This is a genomic window from Mammaliicoccus sciuri (assembly GCF_002901825.1).
Lineage (GTDB): Bacteria > Bacillota > Bacilli > Staphylococcales > Staphylococcaceae > Mammaliicoccus > Mammaliicoccus sciuri.
Genome location: NZ_PPQD01000007.1, coordinates 58,241 through 80,240, shown reverse-complemented (window position 1 = coordinate 80,240; position 22,000 = coordinate 58,241). Strand labels below are relative to the sequence as shown.

Annotated in this window: 20 protein-coding genes; 16 read left to right on the top strand and 4 right to left on the bottom strand. The window is 32.6% G+C overall.

Features of this window, described 5'->3' with window-relative positions; translation table 11 throughout:
- Positions 1–300: 300 nt before the first annotated feature.
- Together CD035_RS02120 and CD035_RS02115 are read right to left on the bottom strand one after the other, a co-directional pair.
- A complete protein-coding gene (locus CD035_RS02120; RefSeq protein WP_048539987.1) occupies positions 301–984 on the bottom strand; it encodes an LrgB family protein in 684 nt (227 codons plus the stop codon).
- Positions 981–1,367, bottom strand: coding sequence for a CidA/LrgA family protein (locus CD035_RS02115; protein WP_048539989.1), 387 nt, complete (start codon positions 1,365–1,367; stop codon positions 981–983). Before CD035_RS02115 ends, CD035_RS02120 begins: the two co-directional genes overlap by 4 nt.
- A 150-nt stretch (positions 1,368–1,517) precedes the next feature.
- On the opposite strand from CD035_RS02115, the gene CD035_RS02110 reads away from it, so the two are divergent.
- The 6 genes from CD035_RS02110 (at position 1,518) to pruA (ending at position 7,515) form a co-directional block, all read left to right on the top strand.
- Positions 1,518–2,204: a 2,3-diphosphoglycerate-dependent phosphoglycerate mutase gene (locus CD035_RS02110; protein WP_048539991.1), complete on the top strand. Its 687-nt coding sequence runs from the start codon at positions 1,518–1,520 to the stop codon at positions 2,202–2,204.
- A 205-nt stretch (positions 2,205–2,409) separates the two neighbouring features.
- Positions 2,410–2,610 carry a cold-shock protein gene (locus CD035_RS02105; RefSeq protein WP_025905033.1) on the top strand — a complete coding sequence of 67 codons (201 nt, stop codon included), beginning with the start codon at positions 2,410–2,412 and terminating at the stop codon, positions 2,608–2,610.
- Positions 2,611–2,759: 149 nt separating this feature from the next.
- Positions 2,760–3,272: a thioredoxin domain-containing protein gene (locus tag CD035_RS02100; RefSeq protein ID WP_048539993.1), complete on the top strand. Its 513-nt coding sequence runs from the start codon at positions 2,760–2,762 to the stop codon at positions 3,270–3,272.
- 248 nt (positions 3,273–3,520) lie between these two features.
- Positions 3,521–4,849, top strand: a complete 1,329-nt coding sequence (locus CD035_RS02095; RefSeq protein ID WP_048540109.1) for an amino acid permease — start codon at positions 3,521–3,523, stop codon at positions 4,847–4,849.
- The gene (gene mmuM / locus CD035_RS02090) at positions 4,833–5,735 is read left to right on the top strand and encodes a homocysteine S-methyltransferase (protein WP_048539994.1); all 903 of its coding nucleotides are present in this window, start codon (positions 4,833–4,835) and stop codon (positions 5,733–5,735) included. Before CD035_RS02095 ends, mmuM begins: the two co-directional genes overlap by 17 nt.
- Positions 5,736–5,964: 229 nt before the next feature.
- Positions 5,965–7,515 carry an L-glutamate gamma-semialdehyde dehydrogenase gene (pruA, locus tag CD035_RS02085; RefSeq protein ID WP_037589857.1) on the top strand — a complete coding sequence of 517 codons (1,551 nt, stop codon included), beginning with the start codon at positions 5,965–5,967 and terminating at the stop codon, positions 7,513–7,515.
- 437 nt (positions 7,516–7,952) lie between these two features.
- Here the strand turns inward: pruA and CD035_RS02080 are convergent, their stop codons facing one another.
- Positions 7,953–8,948, bottom strand: a complete 996-nt coding sequence (locus CD035_RS02080) for an LLM class flavin-dependent oxidoreductase (protein ID WP_048539996.1) — start codon at positions 8,946–8,948, stop codon at positions 7,953–7,955.
- A gap of 13 nt (positions 8,949–8,961) precedes the next feature.
- Positions 8,962–9,453, bottom strand: a complete 492-nt coding sequence (locus CD035_RS02075; protein ID WP_080964644.1) for a GNAT family N-acetyltransferase — start codon at positions 9,451–9,453, stop codon at positions 8,962–8,964.
- 105 nt (positions 9,454–9,558) lie between these two features.
- Between CD035_RS02075 and CD035_RS02070 the strand changes: the two genes are divergently transcribed.
- The 10 genes from CD035_RS02070 (at position 9,559) to CD035_RS02025 (ending at position 21,908) form a co-directional block, all read left to right on the top strand.
- Positions 9,559–10,527 (top strand): ABC transporter substrate-binding protein, encoded by a 969-nt coding sequence (locus CD035_RS02070; protein WP_048539999.1) that lies wholly within the window; start codon positions 9,559–9,561, stop codon positions 10,525–10,527.
- 122 nt (positions 10,528–10,649) lie between these two features.
- The gene (locus CD035_RS02065; protein ID WP_048540001.1) at positions 10,650–11,534 is read left to right on the top strand and encodes a 5'-nucleotidase, lipoprotein e(P4) family; all 885 of its coding nucleotides are present in this window, start codon (positions 10,650–10,652) and stop codon (positions 11,532–11,534) included.
- Between the two features lie 168 nt (positions 11,535–11,702).
- Positions 11,703–12,923, top strand: coding sequence for a helix-turn-helix transcriptional regulator (locus tag CD035_RS02060; protein WP_048540003.1), 1,221 nt, complete (start codon positions 11,703–11,705; stop codon positions 12,921–12,923).
- Between the two features lie 395 nt (positions 12,924–13,318).
- Positions 13,319–14,641 carry a glycoside-pentoside-hexuronide (GPH):cation symporter gene (locus tag CD035_RS02055; RefSeq protein WP_080964646.1) on the top strand — a complete coding sequence of 441 codons (1,323 nt, stop codon included), beginning with the start codon at positions 13,319–13,321 and terminating at the stop codon, positions 14,639–14,641.
- A 24-nt stretch (positions 14,642–14,665) separates the two neighbouring features.
- Positions 14,666–16,462, top strand: a complete 1,797-nt coding sequence (gene uidA, locus CD035_RS02050) for a beta-glucuronidase (RefSeq protein ID WP_048540006.1) — start codon at positions 14,666–14,668, stop codon at positions 16,460–16,462.
- Positions 16,463–16,740: 278 nt separating this feature from the next.
- Complete coding sequence (locus CD035_RS02045) at positions 16,741–18,825, top strand: BglG family transcription antiterminator (protein WP_048540008.1); 2,085 nt, start codon at positions 16,741–16,743, stop codon at positions 18,823–18,825.
- Positions 18,822–19,127: a PTS sugar transporter subunit IIB gene (locus tag CD035_RS02040; RefSeq protein WP_048540009.1), complete on the top strand. Its 306-nt coding sequence runs from the start codon at positions 18,822–18,824 to the stop codon at positions 19,125–19,127. The genes CD035_RS02045 and CD035_RS02040 overlap by 4 nt, the downstream gene beginning before the upstream one ends.
- Positions 19,128–19,142: 15 nt before the next feature.
- Entirely contained in the window at positions 19,143–20,432 is a 1,290-nt protein-coding gene (locus CD035_RS02035) for a PTS sugar transporter subunit IIC (RefSeq protein ID WP_048540010.1), read from the top strand.
- A gap of 13 nt (positions 20,433–20,445) precedes the next feature.
- The gene (locus CD035_RS02030) at positions 20,446–21,303 is read left to right on the top strand and encodes a class II fructose-bisphosphate aldolase (protein ID WP_048540012.1); all 858 of its coding nucleotides are present in this window, start codon (positions 20,446–20,448) and stop codon (positions 21,301–21,303) included.
- Positions 21,300–21,908 (top strand): AAA family ATPase, encoded by a 609-nt coding sequence (locus CD035_RS02025; protein WP_048540014.1) that lies wholly within the window; start codon positions 21,300–21,302, stop codon positions 21,906–21,908. The genes CD035_RS02030 and CD035_RS02025 overlap by 4 nt, the downstream gene beginning before the upstream one ends.
- Positions 21,909–22,000 lie beyond the last annotated feature (92 nt).

Sequence of the window (22,000 nt, the reverse complement as noted above, 5' to 3'; positions counted from 1 at the left end):
TTATCAAGACTAGTGAAACAAGATAAATAGGCGGCTTGTATTTATCAAGACTGGCGAAACAAGATAAATAGGCGGCTTGTATTTATCAAGACTAGCGAAACAAGATAAATAGGCGGCTTGTATTTATCAAGACTAGTGAAACAAGATAAATAGGCGCCTTGTATGTTGCAAGACATCCCAAACAAGCAACATAGAGCTCCCGTATGTTGCAAGACTCCTCAAACAAGCAACATAGCACCTCATACAGACCTACAAACTCACTCCAGGCTCTATCTTTGTATAATCTTCATCTCTAAATTCTCAATATACTAATATAACAAACAATGGTATCACGACTGAGCTGATTAAGGCTGTTAGAATCATGCCGATTGAACTGAAGGCTGCTGATTCGATATCAGTTTCTAATATTTTGGCTGTTCCAATAGCATGTGATGCATTGCCATAAGTGAGTCCTTTGGCAATGGATGTTTGGAATTTTGCTATTTTAATAAGATATGATCCCAACATACTTCCAATTAATCCTGTACCTATAATAAACAACACGGCTAAGCTGTCTATTCCGCCAATTTGTTGTGATACTTGTACACCGACTGCTGCTGTTATAGATCTAGGCAACAATGATGCAATCATTTCTTTCGAATAACCGAATATATTTAAAATCGTAAACATTAAAATAATATTAATCGTTATCCCAACTAATACACTTGTGATAATGACTTTAAAATGTTGAACAATCATTTTTCTATATAAATAAAGTGGATATGCTAAACAGACAACTGTGCAATTTAAAAAGTCATAAATCCATTGACCCCCTACCATATAGTCGTTGTAATTATATCCAAACAACACAAGTACGCATATAATTGCAATGGATGAAACGAGTGCAGGGTGTAGGATGGTGATCTTGAATTTTTTCTGTATAAATAATGCAAATATGTACATGACAATTGTTAAAAGAATCATTAAAAGTGCTTTAATCATCATGATTGATCACCACTTTCTTCTATATGATTGCTTTTTAACATTTTCTCAGCTATGTATCCTGATGAGAGTGCAACTATGCATGTACTTGCGATGACTAATACAATTAAAAAGATAAATTGCGCGTTTATTTGGTTAACTAAATTCATAGCACCAACGATTGATGGAATGAAAAAGAAAATCATCGTACTTAATAATAAATTTGCACCGTCTTTAATCCATTCTTCTTTTATAATTTTAAATTGTAATAATAAGAAAAGTATCACAAGTCCGATAATACTACCTGCAATAGGTATGTTTAATGTTTCTTGTATCCAACTACCTAGTACGGTAATAAAATAAATCATACATATTTGGAGTATGATTTTTATGAATTTATAAATCATGACAACTCAATCCTTTTAACATTTTATGATGATATTTATTATAGAACTGATTTGGATATTTTGAAATGCTATCGGAAGGTCTTTTTATTTTTAAAAATTTACAATTAGTGGTTCAATAGACTTAACAATTAAAAGATTGGAGCGAATCATATGCCAAAATTAATTTTATGTCGACATGGGCAAAGTGAATGGAATGCGAAAAATTTATTTACAGGTTGGGCAGATGTAGAGTTATCAGAGCAAGGGTATAATGAAGCGAGAATCTCAGGTGAAAAATTATTAAAACAAAATATCGAAATAGATGTTGTGTATACATCACTTTTAACAAGAGCAATTGAAACCACATATTTATTATTGAAGTATTCTCACCAACTTTGGATACCTGTTTACAAAACGTGGCGCTTAAATGAGCGTCACTATGGTGGTCTTCAAGGTAAAAATAAAGATCAAGTACGTGAAGAATATGGTGAAGAACAAGTTCATATTTGGAGACGTTCTTATGATACAAGACCTCCAGAAGCGGATGAAAAATTACGAGAAGAATACTTGAATGATAGAAGATATGAAATGTTAGATAGAAGAATCATGCCTGTTACTGAAAGTCTTAAAGATACATTGGATAGAGTTATTCCATATTGGATAGATCATATTTCAACAAGTTTATTAAACCATCAAACGACTTTAGTTTCTGCACATGGTAATTCTTTAAGAGCACTGATTAAGTATTTAGAAGATATTCCAGATGATGAAATTTCAAACTTAGAAATCAAAACAGGCGCACCATTAATATATGAATTAGATGAATCTTTAAAAGTGATAGACAAGTATTATTTATAGGTTTTAACACAGGATAAAAGTAAAATAAAAGTTTAATTTAACATAAAGCTTTACTTTCAATCATTTATAGCGTATAGTAGGTAGCAAGTGATATTTCGAGATTAAATTAATTGGTAGTTTTATTCATAGTTAATAAAGTCCATTTAAGTTTGAAGATTGATTATTGCAAATATACGTGCAAAAGCACAATAGGAGGACTTTTATTATGAATAAAGGTACAGTAAAATGGTTTAACGCAGAAAAAGGTTACGGATTTATCGAAGGAGAAAATGGTAACGACGTATTCGTACATTTCTCATCTATCCAAACTGAAGGTTACAAATCATTAGACGAAGGTGCTTCAGTTACTTTCGATATCGAAGAAGGACAACGTGGACCTCAAGCAGTTAACGTTATCAAAAACTAATATTTAACCATTAGTTAAACACTTCATAACTTTGTTATGAAGTGTTTTTTTGTATATCTTCAAATTGGTGAACAATTCTGAATATAATCATTCGCTTTATCGGCTGTGAAATGGTTAAATAAGTATAACAACATATAGGAGGTAACGTTATGACAGAAATCCAACATTTAACAGTAGGAAGCAAAGACGCAAACATAACAATAGAGGCATTTATTAATTTTGCATGCCCATATTGTTTAAATTATTTTGCAGCAGCTGACGAAGTTTTAGAACCTTATATTAATGAGAATAAAGTACAATATATCGTCAAGCATTTTGATAAGACGAAACAAAGACTGCTCAAAGGAACTGTTGCGAATATTTATTTGGATTACGATGACCCCGAAGAAAGTTTTAAAATAGTAAGACACCTATATGAAACACAAGACGAATGGACATTGAATTTTGAAACGATAGAAAGAAAAATGGAACATGAATTAGGATTATCACCACAAAAAAATGCAGACGATCGATCCTTAGCCATTATGCAAGAAACATTTGAAAGAGGGATTAAAGGCGTGCCAACCGTTTTTATAAATGATGAAAAATTTGAATTTAATCCTGTAGAAGATGGTAAAGAGACGATACAAGAAAAATTAAGAAATGCATTAGAAGGTATATGATGAAGTGGTGAGAACGCACGAAGACTGCAAGATATAGTGCGCAAAGGTACAAAATCAGGGTGTAACGCACGAAGACTTCTGACCTAAAACCTTTGTATAGTATGCTATAAAAACCATACTATACAGAGGTTTTTTTATATTTACAGAAAATTATAAGTTGACTGAATTATTCGAAAGATATAAAATTGAAGATATTTTTAATTTTAGAGAGAAGGTATATCGTGTCAAATCAGTCATATAAACGTGATATGAAACAACGACATATTATGTTATTAAGTTTTGGTGGTGTAATTGGGACAGGGTTATTTTTAAGTTCTGGTTATACATTGCAACAAGCGGGTCCCTTAGGTACGATGTTATCTTATGTGGTTGGTGCTATTCTCGTGTATCTCGTTATGCTATGTCTCGGACAATTAGCGATTGAACATCCGGTGACAGGTGGATTTCATGTATATGCTTCAAAATATATACATCCTTCAATAGGATATATAGTCGCTTGGTTTTATTGGTTAACATGGACAGTAGCACTTGGTTCTGAATTTACGGCAGTGGGTATTTTAATGCAAAAGTGGCTACCGGATGTACCTGTATACATATTTTCAAGTATTGCGATTATACTTGTCTTAGCTTTTAATATTGTATCTACGAAATTCTACGCTGAAGTTGAATTTTATTTTTCTTTAGTGAAAGTCTTAGCTATCATACTGTTTATTTGTTTAGGCGCTCTCACGTTATTCGGGCTTATTCACTACAGTGGTTATAGCGGTCTAGATACAATTAAATCACGATATACGAATCCAACATTTCCAAATGGTTTAGGCGCCGTATTCTTAACGATGTTAGCTGTTAACTATGCATTTAGTGGTACTGAACTGATAGGTATTGCAGCAGGTGAAACGAAAAATCCTAAAAAAGTAATTCCGAAAGCAATTAATGCAACGTTATGGCGATTAATTATTTTCTTCATTGGAACGATGGTTATTATTTCTATTCTCATACCGAGTTATCAAGGGAAATCATTAGAAAGTCCATTTGTTGTTATCTTTCAAAATATGGGTATCCCGTATGCTGGTGATATTATGAATTTAGTCATTATTACCGCATTATTATCAGCGGCCAATTCAGGGTTATATGCAGCTAGTCGAATGGTTTGGAGTCTTTCAAATGAAGGCATGTTCCCTAATTATTTTAAGAAACTAAACAAACATCAAATGCCGATACGCGCTACTATTTTTAGTATGTGTGGTGGTTTACTGGCATTATTCTCAAGTATTTATACTGCGGATACATTATATATCGTACTCGTTTCTATAGCAGGTTTAGCTGTCGTAATCGTATGGATGAGTATTTGTTTATCTTATTTCAATGCGAAACGAGCAAATAAACATTTGAAAATTCATCAAAGTGTACCAATCATTGGCTTTATACTTTGTTTAGTGTCATGTATTGGTATGATTTTTGATCCGAACCAATCACCAGCATTATATTTCGGTATTCCGTTTGCGATTATTGCGATTGTATTTTATTTTGTAAAATATCATAAAAAGGACGGTCAGATCATTGAGACTTCTGAATAAAATTAAACAAGAACGCACTTTAGTATTAGATGGTGGATTAGCCACAACATTAGAAGGTTATGGATGTGATTTGAATTCGTCATTATGGTCTAGTGAAGTAATCATTCATGAACCTAATAAAGTGAAACAAGCGCATCAAGCATTTACAGATGCAGGTGCTGATATTGTATTAACAAGTACTTATCAAGCAAGCTTTGCTACATTTGAATCTATTGGTATGCAAACGTCAGAAATAAAACATTTATTTGATGTTGCTGTCGAACAAATAAAAGCATCTGTGACAGATGAACAAGTTATAGTAGGCAGTTTAGGCCCATACGGCGCATATTTAAGTGATGGCTCAGAATATACTGGAGCATATGAAGTATCTATAGAAGATTATATTGACTTTCATCAAGCACGTATTCAAGCACTTATTGATAGAGGTATATATGATTTTGTATTTGAAACGGTGCCTAACTTTAATGAAATTAAATCAATCGTTGAACATATCATTCCTCAATATTCAGATGACATCACATTCTGGATATCATGTACCGTAAGTGATGAAGGTAATCTATCCGATGGTACTGAATTTGAGACAGTATGCCAATATATTAAAGACTATGAAGAGCGACTGCCTGTATTTGGCGTGAATTGTTCAAAGATTGAAAGTGTTGATAAAGCAATTAAAAAGGGATTAACAGCATTACCACAAGTCATTGCTGTTTATCCGAATGGTGGTAAGACATTTGATCCAGTAGAAAAAGTTTGGGTAGGTCAAGGAGATCATGCATTGCTTGCTCAAAAGTCTAAAGAGTGGATATCGCAAGGCGTTCAAATAGTAGGTGGATGTTGTGAAACAACGCCACAAGATATTCAACACATACATCAAGCTATTAAATAAAGTGTATAATTTCTCTATTTGAGTAATGATGAGGCATCTTGAGATGTCTCATCATTTTTGTATGTGTGACTCTCTAAAGTACTGCTGTTATAGGGATTATAAGATTTTTGAATAATAATCATTTTTTTATGAAAGCCCTTTACTTGATAATTTTTAAAATACAATAGTAAAATGTTTTATAAGAGGTATTTATCTCTTATTAGGTTTATATTTTTAGGAGGTATGAAGGATGGTAGTAGAATTTCACAATGAACCAGCAACAGATTTTACAAATCAAGAGAATCAACAAGCGTTTAAAGATGCATTAATAAAAGTTAAATCTGAATTTGGGAAAGAAATTCCTCTAGTAATTAATGGTGAGAAGATTTATACAGATGATAAGTTTGAATCTGTAGATCCTGCAAACCACCAACAAGTACTAGGTACAATTTCAAAAGCTTCTAAAGAACAAGTTGACCAAGCGATGGAAGCGGCTAAAGAAGCCTATAAGACTTGGAGAAAATGGTCTCATAAAGAAAGAGCCGAATTATTAATCAGAGTCTCTGCTATAATTCGCAGAAGAAAACATGAACTTTCTGCATTAATGGTTTATGAAGCAGGTAAGCCATGGAATGAAGCAGATGGAGATACAAATGAAGGTATTGATTTTATTGAATATTATGCGCGTTCTATGATGGAATTGGCTAATGGTAAGCCAGTCTTTGATAGAGAAGGGGAGCATAACCAATATATTTATAAACCAATGGGTCCTGGTGTTACAATTCCACCTTGGAACTTCCCATTTGCAATTATGACAGGTACGACAGTTGCACCTATTATTGCAGGTAATACAGTATTACTTAAACCAGCAGAAGATACACCATTAATTGCATATAAATTAATGGAAATTTTAGAAGAAGCAGGTCTTCCGAAAGGCGTTGTAAACTTTGTACCAGGTGATCCGAAAGAAATCGGTGATTACTTAGTTGATCATAAAGATACGCACTTTGTAACATTTACTGGTTCAAGAGCAACAGGTACACGTATTTTTGAAAGAGCAGCTAAAGTTCAAGAAGGCCAAAACTTCTTAAAACGTGTTATCGCTGAAATGGGCGGTAAAGATGCAATTATAGTTGATGAAAATACAGATACTGATTTAGCAGCTAAAGCAATTGTAGATTCTGCATTTGGCTTTTCTGGTCAAAAATGTTCTGCATGTTCAAGAGCAATCGTGCACAAAGATGTTTATGATGAAGTTCTAGAAAAATCAATCGCATTAACAAAAGAACTTTCAATTAATCACACAGAAGGCGGTTCTGATGTATACATGGGACCAGTTATTAATAAAAAACAATTTGATAAAATTAAAAATTATATCGAAATTGGTAGTAAAGAAGGTAAGCTAGAAGTTGGCGGTAAGACTGATGACAGTAAAGGTTATTTCGTACATCCAACAATCATTTCTGGACTTAAATCAAGTGATCAAATTATGCAAGAAGAAATCTTCGGACCAGTTGTTGGCTTCACTAAAGGCGATAACTTTGAAGAATTATTAGAAATTGCTAATGACACAGATTACGGATTAACAGGAGCAGTCATTACAAATAATCGTGAACATTGGAGACAAGCATGTGAAGATTATGACGTAGGTAACTTATACTTGAACAGAGGTTGTACATCAGCAGTAGTAGGTTATCATCCATTCGGAGGCTTCAAAATGTCAGGAACAGATGCTAAGACAGGTAGCCCAGACTATATGCTAAACTTCTTAGAACAAAAAATCTTATCAGAACAATTCTAGTATAGATTAAGAGAACCTGAGGCACACGATGTGCCTCAGGTTCTTTCTTTTTGATGCGTATTTTGATTTGTTAGGGACAGAATTCCGAGAAATGTCCGTAAGAGGTGTCGTTAGGGACAGAATTCTGAGAAATGTCCGTAAGAGGTGTCGTTAGGGACAGAATTCCGAGAAGTGTCCGTAAGAGGTGTCGTTAGGGACAGAATTCCGAGAAATGTCCGTAAGAGGTGTCGTTAGGGACAGAATTCCGAGAAATGTCCGTAAGAGGTGTCGTTAGGGACATAATTCCGAGAAATGTCTCTAAATGAGCGCTCATCTATCAACCAGAATTCAGAATAATGGAAGTTAGCGGATTCTAATTACTAGAATTCAGAATAATGGAAGTTACATCCCAGCACAGATCTCAATACACATCCCAAATCTTCTCCAGCAAATCTCATTTATGCCAAGATTTCTTCTGCTAGTAATTGATATGATTTTTTCTTGGCTTCGAAATCATAAATATTTGTTATAATCATAAATTCGTTAGTTTGATATTCTTCTGCTAGTTGATTAAGTTGCTTTCTTACTGTTTGTGGTGAACCTATAATACTTCTTTTTCGATTCGTCTTAATGAGTTCTAATTCTTCTTCTGTATAATCGTCTATATTGATTTCTTCTGGTGGTTGAACTTTTGTTCCTAATCCTTTACCTACGTTTAATAACCATTTGTCTTGTGAAATGGCTAATTGTTCTGCTGCTTCGTCTGTCTCTGCGCATACTACAAAAATACAAACAATGGCTGTTGGTTCTTTCATATTAACGGATGGTATAAAGTCTTCATAATAGCGCTTCATTGCGATTTCTTTATATTTAGGATTTATAAAGTGACCGAATACAAATCCAATTCCTAGTTGTGCTGCGTTTCTAGCACCATTTTCAGTTAAACCTAATAACCACATTGTTGGTGGATTGTCTATGCGTGGTCCTGCTTTAACGAGTCTAAATTTATGATCTCTAGGTAACGAGTTATGCAAGAATCCTTGTAAGTCAGATGCTTGTCTGTAAAAGTCTTCAATTGGTTTAATATGATCATCAGTTAAAGCTTTTTGTGTAATTGGAGAACCACCTGGTGAATTACCAAATCCTAAGTCGATACGGTTAGGAAATAATGCAGATAAAGTCTTACCATTCTCTGCAATTTTATAAGGGTTATATTGTGGTAATAATATGCCACCAGAGCCAACTCGAATATGTTTAGTTGAAGCTGCAATTTGAGTCATCAAGATTTCTGGTGATGAACTTGCAAGACCACTCGTATTGTGGTGTTCAGCAACCCAATATCTGTGATAACCTAACGACTCAGTCCATTGTGCTAATGCGATAGTATTTTGTAATGTTTCTTCAGGCGTACTTCCTTTAGAAATGGGTGCTTGATCTAATACACTTAATTTCACGTTATAACGCTCCTTATAATTGACGTTTGTATTTTAATGAAATGTAGTTTTCATTTTCTGGTAGAGTATACATTGGTTTTTCATATTGGTATTTAAATTCTTTGGCTTCATAAAAAGGAATTCCCATATGGTTTCCTTTACTTACTGAAACCCATTGTTCTTTAGCACCTCTTTTTATTTGATCTTCTGTAATAATATTTAATAAACACGAACCGATGCCTTCTCGTTTACGCGTTGGATCCAAGTATAGGACATATAATTCAGAGATATGTGGTTCTCTAAAACCGCCGCCACCAGCGCCAACAATTTGTCCATTATCTTCAGCAACAAACCATCCATTCCAATATTGATCAATATGCGTTATTTCGTTAGAAACCCGTTGTTCATTATAAAATTCATTAATAATTTGTGTGATGTATTTTTCAGGTAGTATATCTTTATATGTCACATGATATCCATCAGAACAAACTTTTATAATACCTTGTACATCATTAATTGTGGCCATTCTATACTCCATATGTTTCACCTTCATAATTTATTTAATTCTAGTATATCTTATCTTTAAAAATTTTAAGCATTTTTGCTTATGTGTCTGGTTATTTTTTAGAAAATGTATATAATTGATAATGTATATCAATTAGAAAGTGGGAAGCATAATTTGAAAAAGCTTATTATAGGATTGTTAAGTTGTATTTTACTTCTAAGTGCGTGCTCAAATAGTTCAAATGATACGAAAAAGTCAGAATCGAATGAAACAAAAGATTACAAACTAGAGAACGGGAAAACGATTCAAGTTCCAAAAAAACCTAAGAAAATTGCTGTCTTAACAGCTTTTTATGTAGGGGATTTTATTGAATTAGGTATTAAGCCAATTGCTGTTCCTGATTGGGCAAAGGAATCATCTATTATTAAACCACATTTAGATGGTGTAGAATTCGTTGGTGATGGGAATGTCGAGCAAGTAGCGAAACAGAAACCGGATTTAATTATTGCGGATTCAATGGATAAAAATCTTAAAAAATATCAAAAAATTGCACCGACTGTTCCTTATACTTATACAAAGTATAACCATAAAGAAATATTAACAGAGTTAGGGAAGTTAACTGGTAAAGAAGATAAAGCTAAAGATTGGATCGACAAGTGGAATAAAGAAACAGCTAAAGATAAAAAGGAGATTCAAAGTAAAGTTGGCGATTCAACTGCATCAGTATTTGAACCAGACTCAAAAGAAATCTTTATATATGAAAGCACGTGGGGACGTGGATTAGACATTGTACATGATGCATTTGGTATGCCAATGACTAAAGAATATGAAGCTAAAGTTAAAAAAGGCGGAAAAGGTTATGAATCTATTTCTAAAGAAGAAATATCAGATTATGCCGGAGACTATATCTTCTTAAGTAAACCATCATACGGTAACTTTGATTTTGAAAAAACAGCAACTAGGAAAAACTTAGACGCTGTAAAAAATGACAGAGTTATTACGTATAAAGCAGAAGATTATTGGTTTACAGATCCACTTACATTAGAACAACTTAGAGTAAAACTTAAAAAAGAAATTCTTAAAAAAGCTGAATAATATAACGGGATTCCAGTATAGATGAACTTTCAAATTAATCTATACTGGAATTTTTTTGAAGGTTGAAATAAATATTAATTAAATGTAAAGTGGATGTGAAAAAATAAAAAGGGGATGAAAGTATGAAAAAATTAATTGCAAGTTCAGCTTTAGTTGTATTATTAGGGGGTGTAACAGGTGTTTCAAATGCTGATCATGTATTAGCTAATCAAACAGCAACTAAAGAAGTTAAGAAAGATAAAGTTACTAAAAAGGATTTAGCAGAACAAAATGTAATGAGTGTTGCATGGTATCAAACGTCAGCTGAAGCAAAAGCATTATATCTACAAGGTTATAATACTGCTCAAGATAAATTAGATGAAAAATTAAAGCACCATAAAGGTAAAAAGAAACCTGCCATCGTATTAGATTTAGATGAAACAGTTCTAGATAATTCACCTTATCAAGCATACGCATCGCTCAAACATAAGACTTTCCCTGAAGGTTGGCATGAATGGATTGCAGCAGGAAAAGCAAAGCCAGTATATGGGGCTAAAGAATTTTTACAATATGCTGATAAAAAAGGAGTAGAAATTTTCTATGTGTCAGATAGAGACCAAAAAGAAGATTTTAAAGGTACTTTGAAAAATATGAAAGACCTTGATATGCCACAATCAGATAAACATCATATACTACTAAAAGGTGAAAATGAAAAAGGTAAAGAAGAAAGAAGAGCCAAAGTACGTAAAAATCACGATTTAGTTATGTTATTTGGGGACAACATACTTGATTTTGATGATCCAAAAGAAAGTACATTAAAATCAAGAACTGAATTTGTTAAGAAACATAAAAAAGACTTTGGAGAAAAATATATTATATTACCAAATCCAATGTACGGTAGTTGGGAAGCAACACTTTATAATGGGAATTATGACCAAAGCCCAGAAGATATTAATAAATTAAGAAAAAAAGAACTCACATACTATAACCCAGAAACAAATAAATTAGAAAAAGATAATAAAAAATAATAACTATAAAAATTGCCTGTTATAGCCTGATTTGAAAAGGTTATGATAGGTGATTTTTTTATTCTATCAAGCTTACTTTCAATCCACCTTATAAATTCAATACTAAACACCAAAAGAGTATTATACGTTAAAATAACAATAGGATGGTTTGATGAGGGGAGGGTTATTGTGGAGAAGACTTTATTGCAATGGCATAGGGATGTTGCTGAACAAATTTTGAGTATCCATTTAAATGTGATTAATGTTGAAGATATTGAAGATGTTGTTAAAGTACTTGCGACTCCATTTGATAATGTGAAATCGAAAAAGTTTCAACGAAAGATTTATAAATGGATAAAGGGTCTAAGTTCTAAAAAGATTTATCATATGATTAATGGTTATGGCATTCATTTTATGGTGATGAAATTTCATAATATAAACGAGATTATTTTGTTTGGACCGTTCGTATTAAAGCGCCCGTCTGAGAAAGAATGTCTAAATATGTTAGAAGAACAAAGGCGTTCTAGTGCTGACTTGAAAATATTAAAACATTATTTAACGGGGATTTCTACAGGTCATTATCAACAAATTGTTCGCTTTGCTAAGTTAGTCGGTCGCCATGTTCATCAACAAAAAAGAAATTATGATGTTGTTGAGGTTCATATGGATGAAACGGATCAAGACCAGATCATTCAGCGACCGATATCGAAGACTTATTTACTTAAAGAATTAGAGGAACGTTATAAACTTGAAAATCAAATGATGCTGGCTATGCAATATGGGAGAGTTGAGGAAGTACTAGAATTAAATAGGAAGTTAAATGATAAAGTTCAAGGTTTAGAAAGACTAAGTACTAAACTGGATAACTTCTTATATGCTGCTACATTAACGAATACACTAGGTAGAAAAGCGATTGAAGCGGCTGGGGTAGATTATTTAACGATTGATGATATGTCCAAATCACATGCGAGAATGATTGCCAATGTGTCTGATGATAAAGAAAGGACATTATTGTTAGAAGAAATTTGCTGCAATTATGCGAAAGCTGCACAGAAAGTTCATGCTATTCAATATTCAGCACATGTTAAATCAGCCGTACAATATATTCATAAATACATTCATACTGACATTTCGCTAGATGATATTTGTGAAAATCTAGGTGTATCGACATCATATCTTTCAAGATTATTTAAACAAGAAGTCGGTAAAAGTGTGATTCAATATATTAATGAGATTCGTTTAGACCTCGCAAAAGACTTACTGATTAAGACAAATATGAATATACAAGAAATTGCAGCGTATATCGGTTTTCAACATACACATTATTTTATTAGTTTGTTTAAAAAAGTGTATGGTCAAACGCCATTAAGTTATAGAAAATCTTTAAAAACTGAAAATTCACATAATTAAGTTCGTAATTATGTTATGAAAAACAAATTAGTGATATTTATATATATGATTTATCGTATAAAATAAAAAGAAAATTGTCACTTATCGTATCATTTTATGGCAAGTGGTGTATTTAGAGATTGTCGCTGTAATCATTGATATATAAGTGTTTATAAAGGCTTTTGAATTTTTGTAACAACGTTGTTATTTTGAGTGATGATTTTCATCGAATGCTAATAGAATTATAATGAACTCGTAGATTCAAGTTCATATATGTAAGCGCTTACCCAAATTATTGAGGAGGTGTTGTTATTAGCACTGTAAAAACAACAACTAGTCACCAAGCAAATAAAGGGAAAACAAAAATTGAAACGTTTAAAGATATTAACAAACCTAAACTATCTTTAAGGGAGAAAATGGCATATGGTGCCGGAGATTTTGGTAACGGACTTATGTTTGATTTAGGTTTAATTTATTTACTGAAGTTCTACACTGATGTATTAGGTATTTCATCATTCTACGGAGGTTTAGTGTTCTTAGTTGCTAAACTTTTTGATGCTTTTGTCGATACTGGTGTTGGAGCATTAGTGGATTCTAGAAATAAAATCGGTCCAAAAGGTAAATTTAGACCATTTATATTATATGGTACTTTACCACTTGCATTTTTAACGATCGTTTCATTTATTTCACCAGATTTTTCTGATCAAGGTAAAATTATTTGGGCGTTTGCGACATATTTATTATTTAATGTTGCATACTCAGTCGTGAATATACCATATGGTTCATTATCTGCTTCTATGACTTTGAATTCAGATGATAGAACACAATTATCTGTATTTAGGAATTTCGGTTCTCAAGGCGCGATGTTTATAACAGGTATCATCGTTATTCCAATGATATCGCTCTTTGATAGTGTATCTGTTGGTTATCCAGTCGTAATCGGTGGTTTAGCACTGATAGGCGTGATATTCCATATTCTATGTTACAAGGGTGTTAAAGAAAGATTTATAGTTGAAAGAGATGAAAATGAAAAGAAAGGCAGTGAATTGAGAGCGTTTAAAGGGCTCTTTAAAAACGGACCTTTTATCGTATTAATTATATTTACATTGCTCAGTATTACATCACTCTTTTTAAAACAACAATCACAACTGTACTATTTCCAATATGTATTAGGCGAACAGAATTTAGTAGGTATCGTAAGTGTTTTAAATATTATCACGTTAATTCCGGCATTATTCTTAACAACTTTTCTTAATAAAAAATTTGGTAAGAAATATACAGCGATTATTGGGCTTTTAGGGTTTGCGATTGCTGAAGCGGCAAACTTTTTAATCAGTGGTGAACATGTGATAACATTCTTAATTATTAACTGTATATCACAATTTTTCCTTGTTATACCGAATACAGTTGTTTGGGCTTTTATCAGTGATATTGTAGATTATTCACAATGGAAGACAGGTGTTAGATCTGAAGGGATTATTTATTCAAGCTATAGCTTTGCGCGTAAAGTGTCACAAGCATTAGCTGGCTTTATTCCTGGTATGGCTTTAACGATTATCGGCTATCAACCGAATGTACAGCAAACAGCAGGCACAATACATGGATTGAAAATACTTTATTTCATAGTGCCGGGTGTTGCAGTATTATTAGCGCTCATCATATTTGGTATGTTCTATACGCTTACAGATAAAAAACATAAACGAATTGTTTCAGAACTCGCATTATTTGAAAAACTATAATAAATAGATAAAGGAGAATGTTATATGCTATATCCAATTATGACAGAAACGAGAAACGTGATTGATTTATCAGGTATTTGGTCTTTTAAATTGATTGAATATAAAGGTGAATATGACGTTACAACTGAAATTGATACAGATTTACAAATGGCAGTACCAGGTTCATATAACGACCAAGGTGTTGTAACATCTATTAGAAATCATGTCGGTAAAGTGGTCTATGAAACAACTTTTACAATTCCAAACGTATTACAACAAGAAAGACAAGTGCTCAGATTTGGTTCAGCTACACATGAAGCAGAAGTTTTTGTGAACGGTCAAAAAGTCGTGTCACATCGAGGTGGATTCTTACCATTCGAAGTTGAAATCAATGATGTTGTACAAAAAGGGAAAAACCGATTAACAGTTATCGTCAATAATATTCTTGATGACTCAACACTTCCAGTTGGTAATTTTAAAGAAGTCAAAGATTCAAAAGGAAATATTAAAGCAGTCAATGAACCGAACTTCGATTTCTTTAACTATGCAGGTTTACATAGACCAGTCAAAATTTATACAACGCCAAAAGAACATTATATAGAAGATATTGTCATCGTACCGCATATAGATGGTCAAAATGCACAAGTAGAATATACGGTTAAAGCAACAGGTAACCAATCTATACAAGTTGATATTATAGATCAAGATGGTCGTATTGTAGCTTCTCAAAATGGTGCGGAAAGTACGGTAGAAATTGAAAATGTTCATTTATGGCAGCCAGGTGATGGTTATCAATATACATTAGCAGTTTCTATTAAAGCTGATGATGAAGTCATAGATTATTATGAAGAACCATTTGGTGTGAGATCAATTGAAGTGAAAAAAGGACAGTTTCTCATTAATGGTGAGCCATTCTACTTCAAAGGATTTGGTAAACATGAAGATACTTATTATCACGGAAGAGGTTTGAATGAAGTTTCTAATATTCAAGATTTAAATTTAATGAAATGGATAGGTGCCAACTCATTTAGAACTTCGCATTATCCATATTCTGAAGAAATGATGCGTCTTGCTGATGAACAAGGTGTAGTCGTGATTGATGAAACAACAGCAGTCGGTGTGCATTTGAATTTCTCAGCAGCATTAGACGGTAGTCAAAATACAGATACATGGGAGAAAATTAGAACAAAAGAAGATCATGAGCAAGTGATTAAAGAATTGATTGCTCGAGACAAAAACCTAGCATGTGTTGTGATGTGGTCGATTGCAAACGAACCAGATTCTGCTTCATTAGGGGCAAAAGAATACTTTGAACCACTAGTAAATCTTGCAAAAGAACTAGATCCGCAAAATAGACCATGTACGATCGTGACATTACTGAATTCATTACCAGACGTGTGCCAAGTGCAAGACTTAGTAGATGTTATATGTCTAAATAGATATTATGGATGGTATGTACAAAGTGGTGATTTAGAAGCGGCGAAAGAAGCATTGCGACAAGAATTAGACGGTTGGCTAGAAAAACAACCAGACAAACCGATCATGTTCACAGAATATGGAGCAGATACAGTGGTTGGTTTACATGCAATAGATGATATTATGTTTACAGAAGAGTACCAAGTTAAATATTACGAAGCAAACCATGAAATAATTGATCAATGCCCTAATTTTGTAGGAGAGCAAGTATGGAATTTCGCAGACTTTGAAACAAGTAATGGTGTTATTCGCGTACAAGGAAACCGTAAAGGTATCTTTACTAGAGAAAGAAGACCAAAAGCAGTCGCACATTACTTCAGAAAACGCTGGAATAACATACCAGACTTCGGATATAAGAAGAAATAGAGGAAATAGAAGAAATAGAAGATATAGGTGAGAAGTAGGTGTCGTTAGGGACAGCATTCCGAGAAGTGTCCGTAAGAGGTGTCCCTCTAATTACCAGAATTCTGACTCTAAATTAATATATAATAAGCGTCTTATTCGTTAGTAACCACTAGCGGGTAAGGCGTTTTTATTACGCTTTATTAAAACGCTTACATTTTTTCCGTTTTTAATAAGAATATAAAAATACTAACAATTGTTAAAGTATAAATTTACAATATTAATTAAGGGAGATGTTAAAAATGTTAAAAAGTCGGCCGATAAATATTTTGAATGTTTTTCTTAATAGTAAAGAAAGTGTTTCTGCTAAGGAACTCAGTATTATGTTCAACAAAACAGAAAGAACGATTCGAAATGATTTACGAGATATTAATGAATTTCTGAATACTTATGAATTTTTGGAAATTAATAATCAAAGTGGTTCGTTTATTTTAAATTTAACTAACTCGGAAAGGGTTAAGTTAAAAGAGATTGTTTCTGGGAGGGTTGAAGAGCAAACTTATAATCCTGTATATCGTAGAGCATATATTTTGAGTCATGCTTTAATGAATCATTCGCATCAAAAGATTTATGAGTTATGTGAAGACTTACAGATTTCTAAAAGTACGATGGACAAAGATATGAAATTACTTCGCCAAGCGTTAGATAAGTATAATTTGAAGATTGTTTCTAATGTTTCAACTGGTTTATCTATTGATGGAAACGAAATCGATATTCGTACTTTTTTATATGATTATCTCGTAAGAAGAATAACTGAAGATAAAGTGGTTATTGACGATTTGTATGATCAATATAACCCTTTAGTTGCTTACATTGGTTTGAACCATATCAATAAAATTAGAAACAACTACTCTAAAGTTATTGCGATAGAACAAAATGATATTAAATTATCCGTGATTATTTTAACAGCTATTTGGATTTGTAGAGTTCAGAACGGTCATATATTAGATACTGAAAAAGATGATAAACAGAAAGAACTCAGCATTATCAATATATTTGTAGACGAAGTAATGGATTGGAATTTTCAAGAAGTGAGTTTAGGTGAGTTTAATTATATTTACAATAGGCTGGATGTACTCATAGGTAATAAGAAGCAAGTGTCAGATGATAAACATGACGCATTGTCTCAGCTTGTCAGTCTTAAGTTGATAGAATATGTCGAACATGAATTGTCGATTGACTTTAATGGTTATCAAAGTTATTTATTTGAAGGTTTGAATAAACATATATCAGGCTTAATAAGTCGGTTACAACAAGGGATTCAAATCTATAATCCACTAAAAGAAAATATTAAAAATAGTCATTACAAGTTCTTTAAAACCATTGAAAAATATTCTATGAACCGCTTGAATCGTTATATTGATTTAGATTTTACAGAAGATGAAATAGCCTTTATTACTGTTTACTTTTCAACGGCATATTTTAAATATGTACAGCAAAATAAACATTTCTTTAATGCTGTTATTGTCTGTAGCTTTGGTATTGCAACGAGTAATTTATTAGCTGAAATTTTAAAGTCGCACTTTAACGTAAATATCATAAGAATATTAGCCTCAAACGAAGAAGCTTTTATAGAAAATGATGATGTCGATATTGTGTTTACGACAATTGATACTGAATTTAATAAACCGACTTGTTACGTTAATGCCATTGTGAATGAAACAGATATAAAGAAAATAGAAGGATTTTTAGAACAACATGCTTATTTATCTAGAAATAACGAAAAGGTAAAAAGAAATGAAGTTTCCTTATTCAAAGATATATCTATTTGGTTAGAGAATAAAGGAATGAAATTAAATGAAACAGATTATAAAGATATGAAACATTTATTCGAAACAAACAATTTTAATTTCAATGATAAAGAGGTGCAGCCTATGTTAAATGAAGTATTGGAAGATCATCACGTACTATTAAACGAAACTTGTACAGATTGGAAAAACGCAATCAAAAAAGTTTCTAAACCACTTTTAGAAGATGGCATTATCACATCACAATATCAAGATGCGATGATTCAATCAGTAGAAGAATATGGTCCGTATATCGTAATAGGTAAGCACATTGCTTTAGCACATGCCAGACCAGAAGAAGGCGCTAATGCACTTGGTGTCAGTATTGCGACACTTAACCCAAATATAGAATTTGGAAATGAAATCAATGATCCAGTGAAAATTATATTTTGCTTATCCGCTACAGATTCATTTTCACATTTAAATATTATGAAAAGTATTGTTTCACTTGTAAGAAATGAAGAAAAAGTTAATCGCTTATTAAGCTTTGATGATAAAAGTCAATTTATCGATTATTTATTAAAGGAGGAAATATCATGAGTAAATTAAATATATTATTCGTTTGTGGAGCAGGTTTAGGAAGTAGCTTTGCGTGTCAAATGGCAGCTGAGGATGTGTTGAACAAGTTAGGTGTTGAAGCAGATTTAGATCATGACACAATCTCATCAGCAGTATCTAGAAATGCGGAAATTATCATTACGGGAGAAAACTTTAAATCACAATTTAATAACTTTTCAATTGATGAAAATACAACTTCTATTGTGTATTTAAAAAATATTGTCTCAACTGAAGAAATTGAAGAAAAGCTTTCACCAGTATTAAAAGAAAAAGGGATCATTTAATAAGGAAGTGATGCTATGCAAATTATAAACTTTATTATACAAAATATTTTGACGCAAGCAGCAATAATTGTCGCTTTAATTGCAATGTTAGGTTTGATATTACAAAAGAAAACGCCCGGTCAAATTATATCGGGTTCATTTAAAACATTGCTCGGATTTCAAGTATTAACTGCAGGTTCAGCTATTATTGTAGGAAGTTTAACTTATTTCGGGAAAATTTTTTCACAAGGTTTTAATATGGAAGGCATTGTTCCTTCAATTGAAGCAATAAATGGTCAAGCAATGGGTGATTTAGGACTCGGAAGAGAAATTGCTTTTACATTTTTAGCAATTTTTATTTTTAACATTTTGATCGCAAGATTTACACCATGGAAATATATTTTTCTAACTGGTCAAGCATTATTATGGATGGCAACAATGACGACGATTGGTGGATATTTTGCAGGTTTAAGAGGTCTTTCACTTGTTATTATTGGCGGTTTAATTGGTGGTATATTCGCGACAATGATGCCAGCTATTGCTCAACCATTTGTAAGAAAAATCGTGGGTGGCGATCATATTGCTTTAGGTCATTTTTGTACACTTGGCTATGTATTTGAAGCAGGTGTAGGATACGTATTCGGCAAAAGAGGAGAAAATAGAAAATCAGTAGAAGATTTAAAGCTACCTAAGAACTTTGAATTTTTACAGGACACATATTTATCTTTAATGGTCGTTATGGCACCACTTTTTTTAGTAACTGTATTATTTGCAGGAGAAGACTTCTCATCTAAATTATCAGGTGATACAAACTATATTATGTATGCATTTTTACAATCTATTCAGTTTGTAGTTGGTGTCTATGTACTATTAGCAGGTGTGAGATTACTATTAGGCGAAATTGTTCCAGCATTTAAAGGTATTGCAATGAAATTAGTACCTGATGCAAAGCCCGCTTTAGACTGTCCAGTACTATTTCCTTTCTCACCAAACGCTGTGATTATTGGATTTATTACAACGACTATCGGTACAGTTATTGCGATGTTCTTATTCCCAACTATCGGATTAGCAATGATTATACCTGGTATACTGACAAACTTTTTCGCAGGTGGTACGGCAGGTATATTTGGTAATTTAACAGGTGGTTTAAGAGGTGCTATTATTGGCGGTATCGCACACGGGCTGTTTATTACATTATTACCGGCACTATTAGTAACCGTCTTAAGTAATATGGGATTTGTTAATGCAACCGCTACAGATGTTGATACAGTTGCAGCAGCATTATTCTATGCATGGATTATTGGACCATTAATGAAAGCATTCTAAAGGAGCGAATATTATGTATATTAATTTGAAAGAAGCAACAGCAAAAGCAGAACGTCTAAATTGTACAATTGGTGCTTTTAATGCACATAATCTAGAAATGTTACCAAGTATGATTGAAGCAGCAAAAGAAGCAGGCAGTCCAATCATTATTCAAACAAGTGTGGATACTGCTAAATATATTGGATATAAGACTTTAGTAACCGTTACTAAAAGCATCGCAAATTCAGAAATGGTAGATGTTGTACTCCACTTAGATCATGCGAAAGACTTTAATGATATAAAAGAAGCGATTGATGCAGGATATTCATCTGTCATGTTTGATGGTTCATCATTACCATTAAAAGAAAATATCATGAAAACAAAAGCAGTTGTAGGTTATGCACATCAACATGGAACATCTGTTGAGGGTGAGCTCGGTATTATTGGTGGTACAGAAGAAGGTATTACAATAGATGGTTCTGAAGTAAGATACACAGATCCAGAAGATGCAAAGTATTTTGCAGAATCAACAGGGGTAGATGCGTTAGCTGTTGCAATTGGTACGAATCATGGGCAATTTAAATCAAAGACAAATGTAAATATTCCATTGTTAGCTGAGATTAATGCAATCGTAGACACACCGTTAGTCGTACATGGTGGTACAGGTGTTAAAGAAGAAGATGTTCCTGAACTCATTGATAATGGTATAAGAAAGTTTAATGTGGGTACAGAATTACTTGTTACTTGGACAGAAACGGCCAAAAAATATTTTGGAGAAACGAAGGTCAATAAGTCTTTAAGACATAATATTATTCCTTGTAATGAAGCGGTGAAAAATATCGTTGCGCATAAAATAAATCTCTTTATGAATAAAGAACGTGTTAAAGTATGAAAGAAAAACAAAAGTCTATATTAATATTGGCCGGTCCACCAGGTACAGGAAAGACTTACTTAGCAAATCAAATTATGAAAGCAAATGATAATTGGCACATCTTGTCTTATGACGATATTAAAGAAAGTTATTTTGATAAATATGGATTTAATAATATGTCTGAGAAAGCAACACTTGGTGACAAAGCTTGGAAAACATTTTATATTCAATTAGATGATTTGTTTCAACACTCTAAGAAAGTCATCATTGATTATCCTTTTAGTTATAAACAAGAAGACATGTTAACAAGTATGATAAATCAATATCAATACAAGCCTAAGACGTTAATTTTGTACGGAGAGATGCATGAGCTTTATAAGAGGCAGAAAGAAAGAGATCTTGATAACGCAAGGCATGTAGGACATATTGTTACATGTTATAAAGATGGTGATTTTCCGAATACACCAGATGATTTAGATGATTTCGAACAATTTAAATCTAAGTGCGAAGATCGACAGTATGACCGTTTCCATATCGGTAAATATAAGCGAATAAATGTTACGCACTTTGAAGATGTTAATTTAAATGAAATTTTATCATGGATAAATCATAATATAGAAAATTAAAGTAATTTAAGGAACAAAGTATATAGAAATGTCCGTGACGAGCCTCGTTCTAACAACCACAATTCGAAATAGTGAAAGTTAGCGAGTTCTAA

Excerpts from the sequence above, each read along its gene's own strand:
- CD035_RS02120 (WP_048539987.1), bottom strand. The coding sequence starts at position 984 with ATGATGATTAAAGCACTTTTAATGATTCTTTTAACAATTGTCATGTAC.
- CD035_RS02115 (WP_048539989.1), bottom strand. The coding sequence starts at position 1,367 with ATGATTTATAAATTCATAAAAATCATACTCCAAATATGTATGATTTAT.
- CD035_RS02110 (WP_048539991.1), top strand. The coding sequence starts at position 1,518 with ATGCCAAAATTAATTTTATGTCGACATGGGCAAAGTGAATGGAATGCG.
- CD035_RS02105 (WP_025905033.1), top strand. The coding sequence starts at position 2,410 with ATGAATAAAGGTACAGTAAAATGGTTTAACGCAGAAAAAGGTTACGGA.
- CD035_RS02100 (WP_048539993.1), top strand. The coding sequence starts at position 2,760 with ATGACAGAAATCCAACATTTAACAGTAGGAAGCAAAGACGCAAACATA.
- CD035_RS02095 (WP_048540109.1), top strand. The coding sequence starts at position 3,521 with ATGAAACAACGACATATTATGTTATTAAGTTTTGGTGGTGTAATTGGG.
- pruA (WP_037589857.1), top strand. The coding sequence starts at position 5,965 with ATGGTAGTAGAATTTCACAATGAACCAGCAACAGATTTTACAAATCAA.
- CD035_RS02075 (WP_080964644.1), bottom strand. The coding sequence starts at position 9,453 with ATGGCCACAATTAATGATGTACAAGGTATTATAAAAGTTTGTTCTGAT.
- CD035_RS02070 (WP_048539999.1), top strand. The coding sequence starts at position 9,559 with ATGTATATAATTGATAATGTATATCAATTAGAAAGTGGGAAGCATAAT.
- CD035_RS02065 (WP_048540001.1), top strand. The coding sequence starts at position 10,650 with ATGAAAAAATTAATTGCAAGTTCAGCTTTAGTTGTATTATTAGGGGGT.
- CD035_RS02055 (WP_080964646.1), top strand. The coding sequence starts at position 13,319 with ATGGCATATGGTGCCGGAGATTTTGGTAACGGACTTATGTTTGATTTA.
- uidA (WP_048540006.1), top strand. The coding sequence starts at position 14,666 with ATGCTATATCCAATTATGACAGAAACGAGAAACGTGATTGATTTATCA.
- CD035_RS02045 (WP_048540008.1), top strand. The coding sequence starts at position 16,741 with ATGTTAAAAAGTCGGCCGATAAATATTTTGAATGTTTTTCTTAATAGT.
- CD035_RS02040 (WP_048540009.1), top strand. The coding sequence starts at position 18,822 with ATGAGTAAATTAAATATATTATTCGTTTGTGGAGCAGGTTTAGGAAGT.
- CD035_RS02035 (WP_048540010.1), top strand. The coding sequence starts at position 19,143 with ATGCAAATTATAAACTTTATTATACAAAATATTTTGACGCAAGCAGCA.
- CD035_RS02030 (WP_048540012.1), top strand. The coding sequence starts at position 20,446 with ATGTATATTAATTTGAAAGAAGCAACAGCAAAAGCAGAACGTCTAAAT.
- CD035_RS02025 (WP_048540014.1), top strand. The coding sequence starts at position 21,300 with ATGAAAGAAAAACAAAAGTCTATATTAATATTGGCCGGTCCACCAGGT.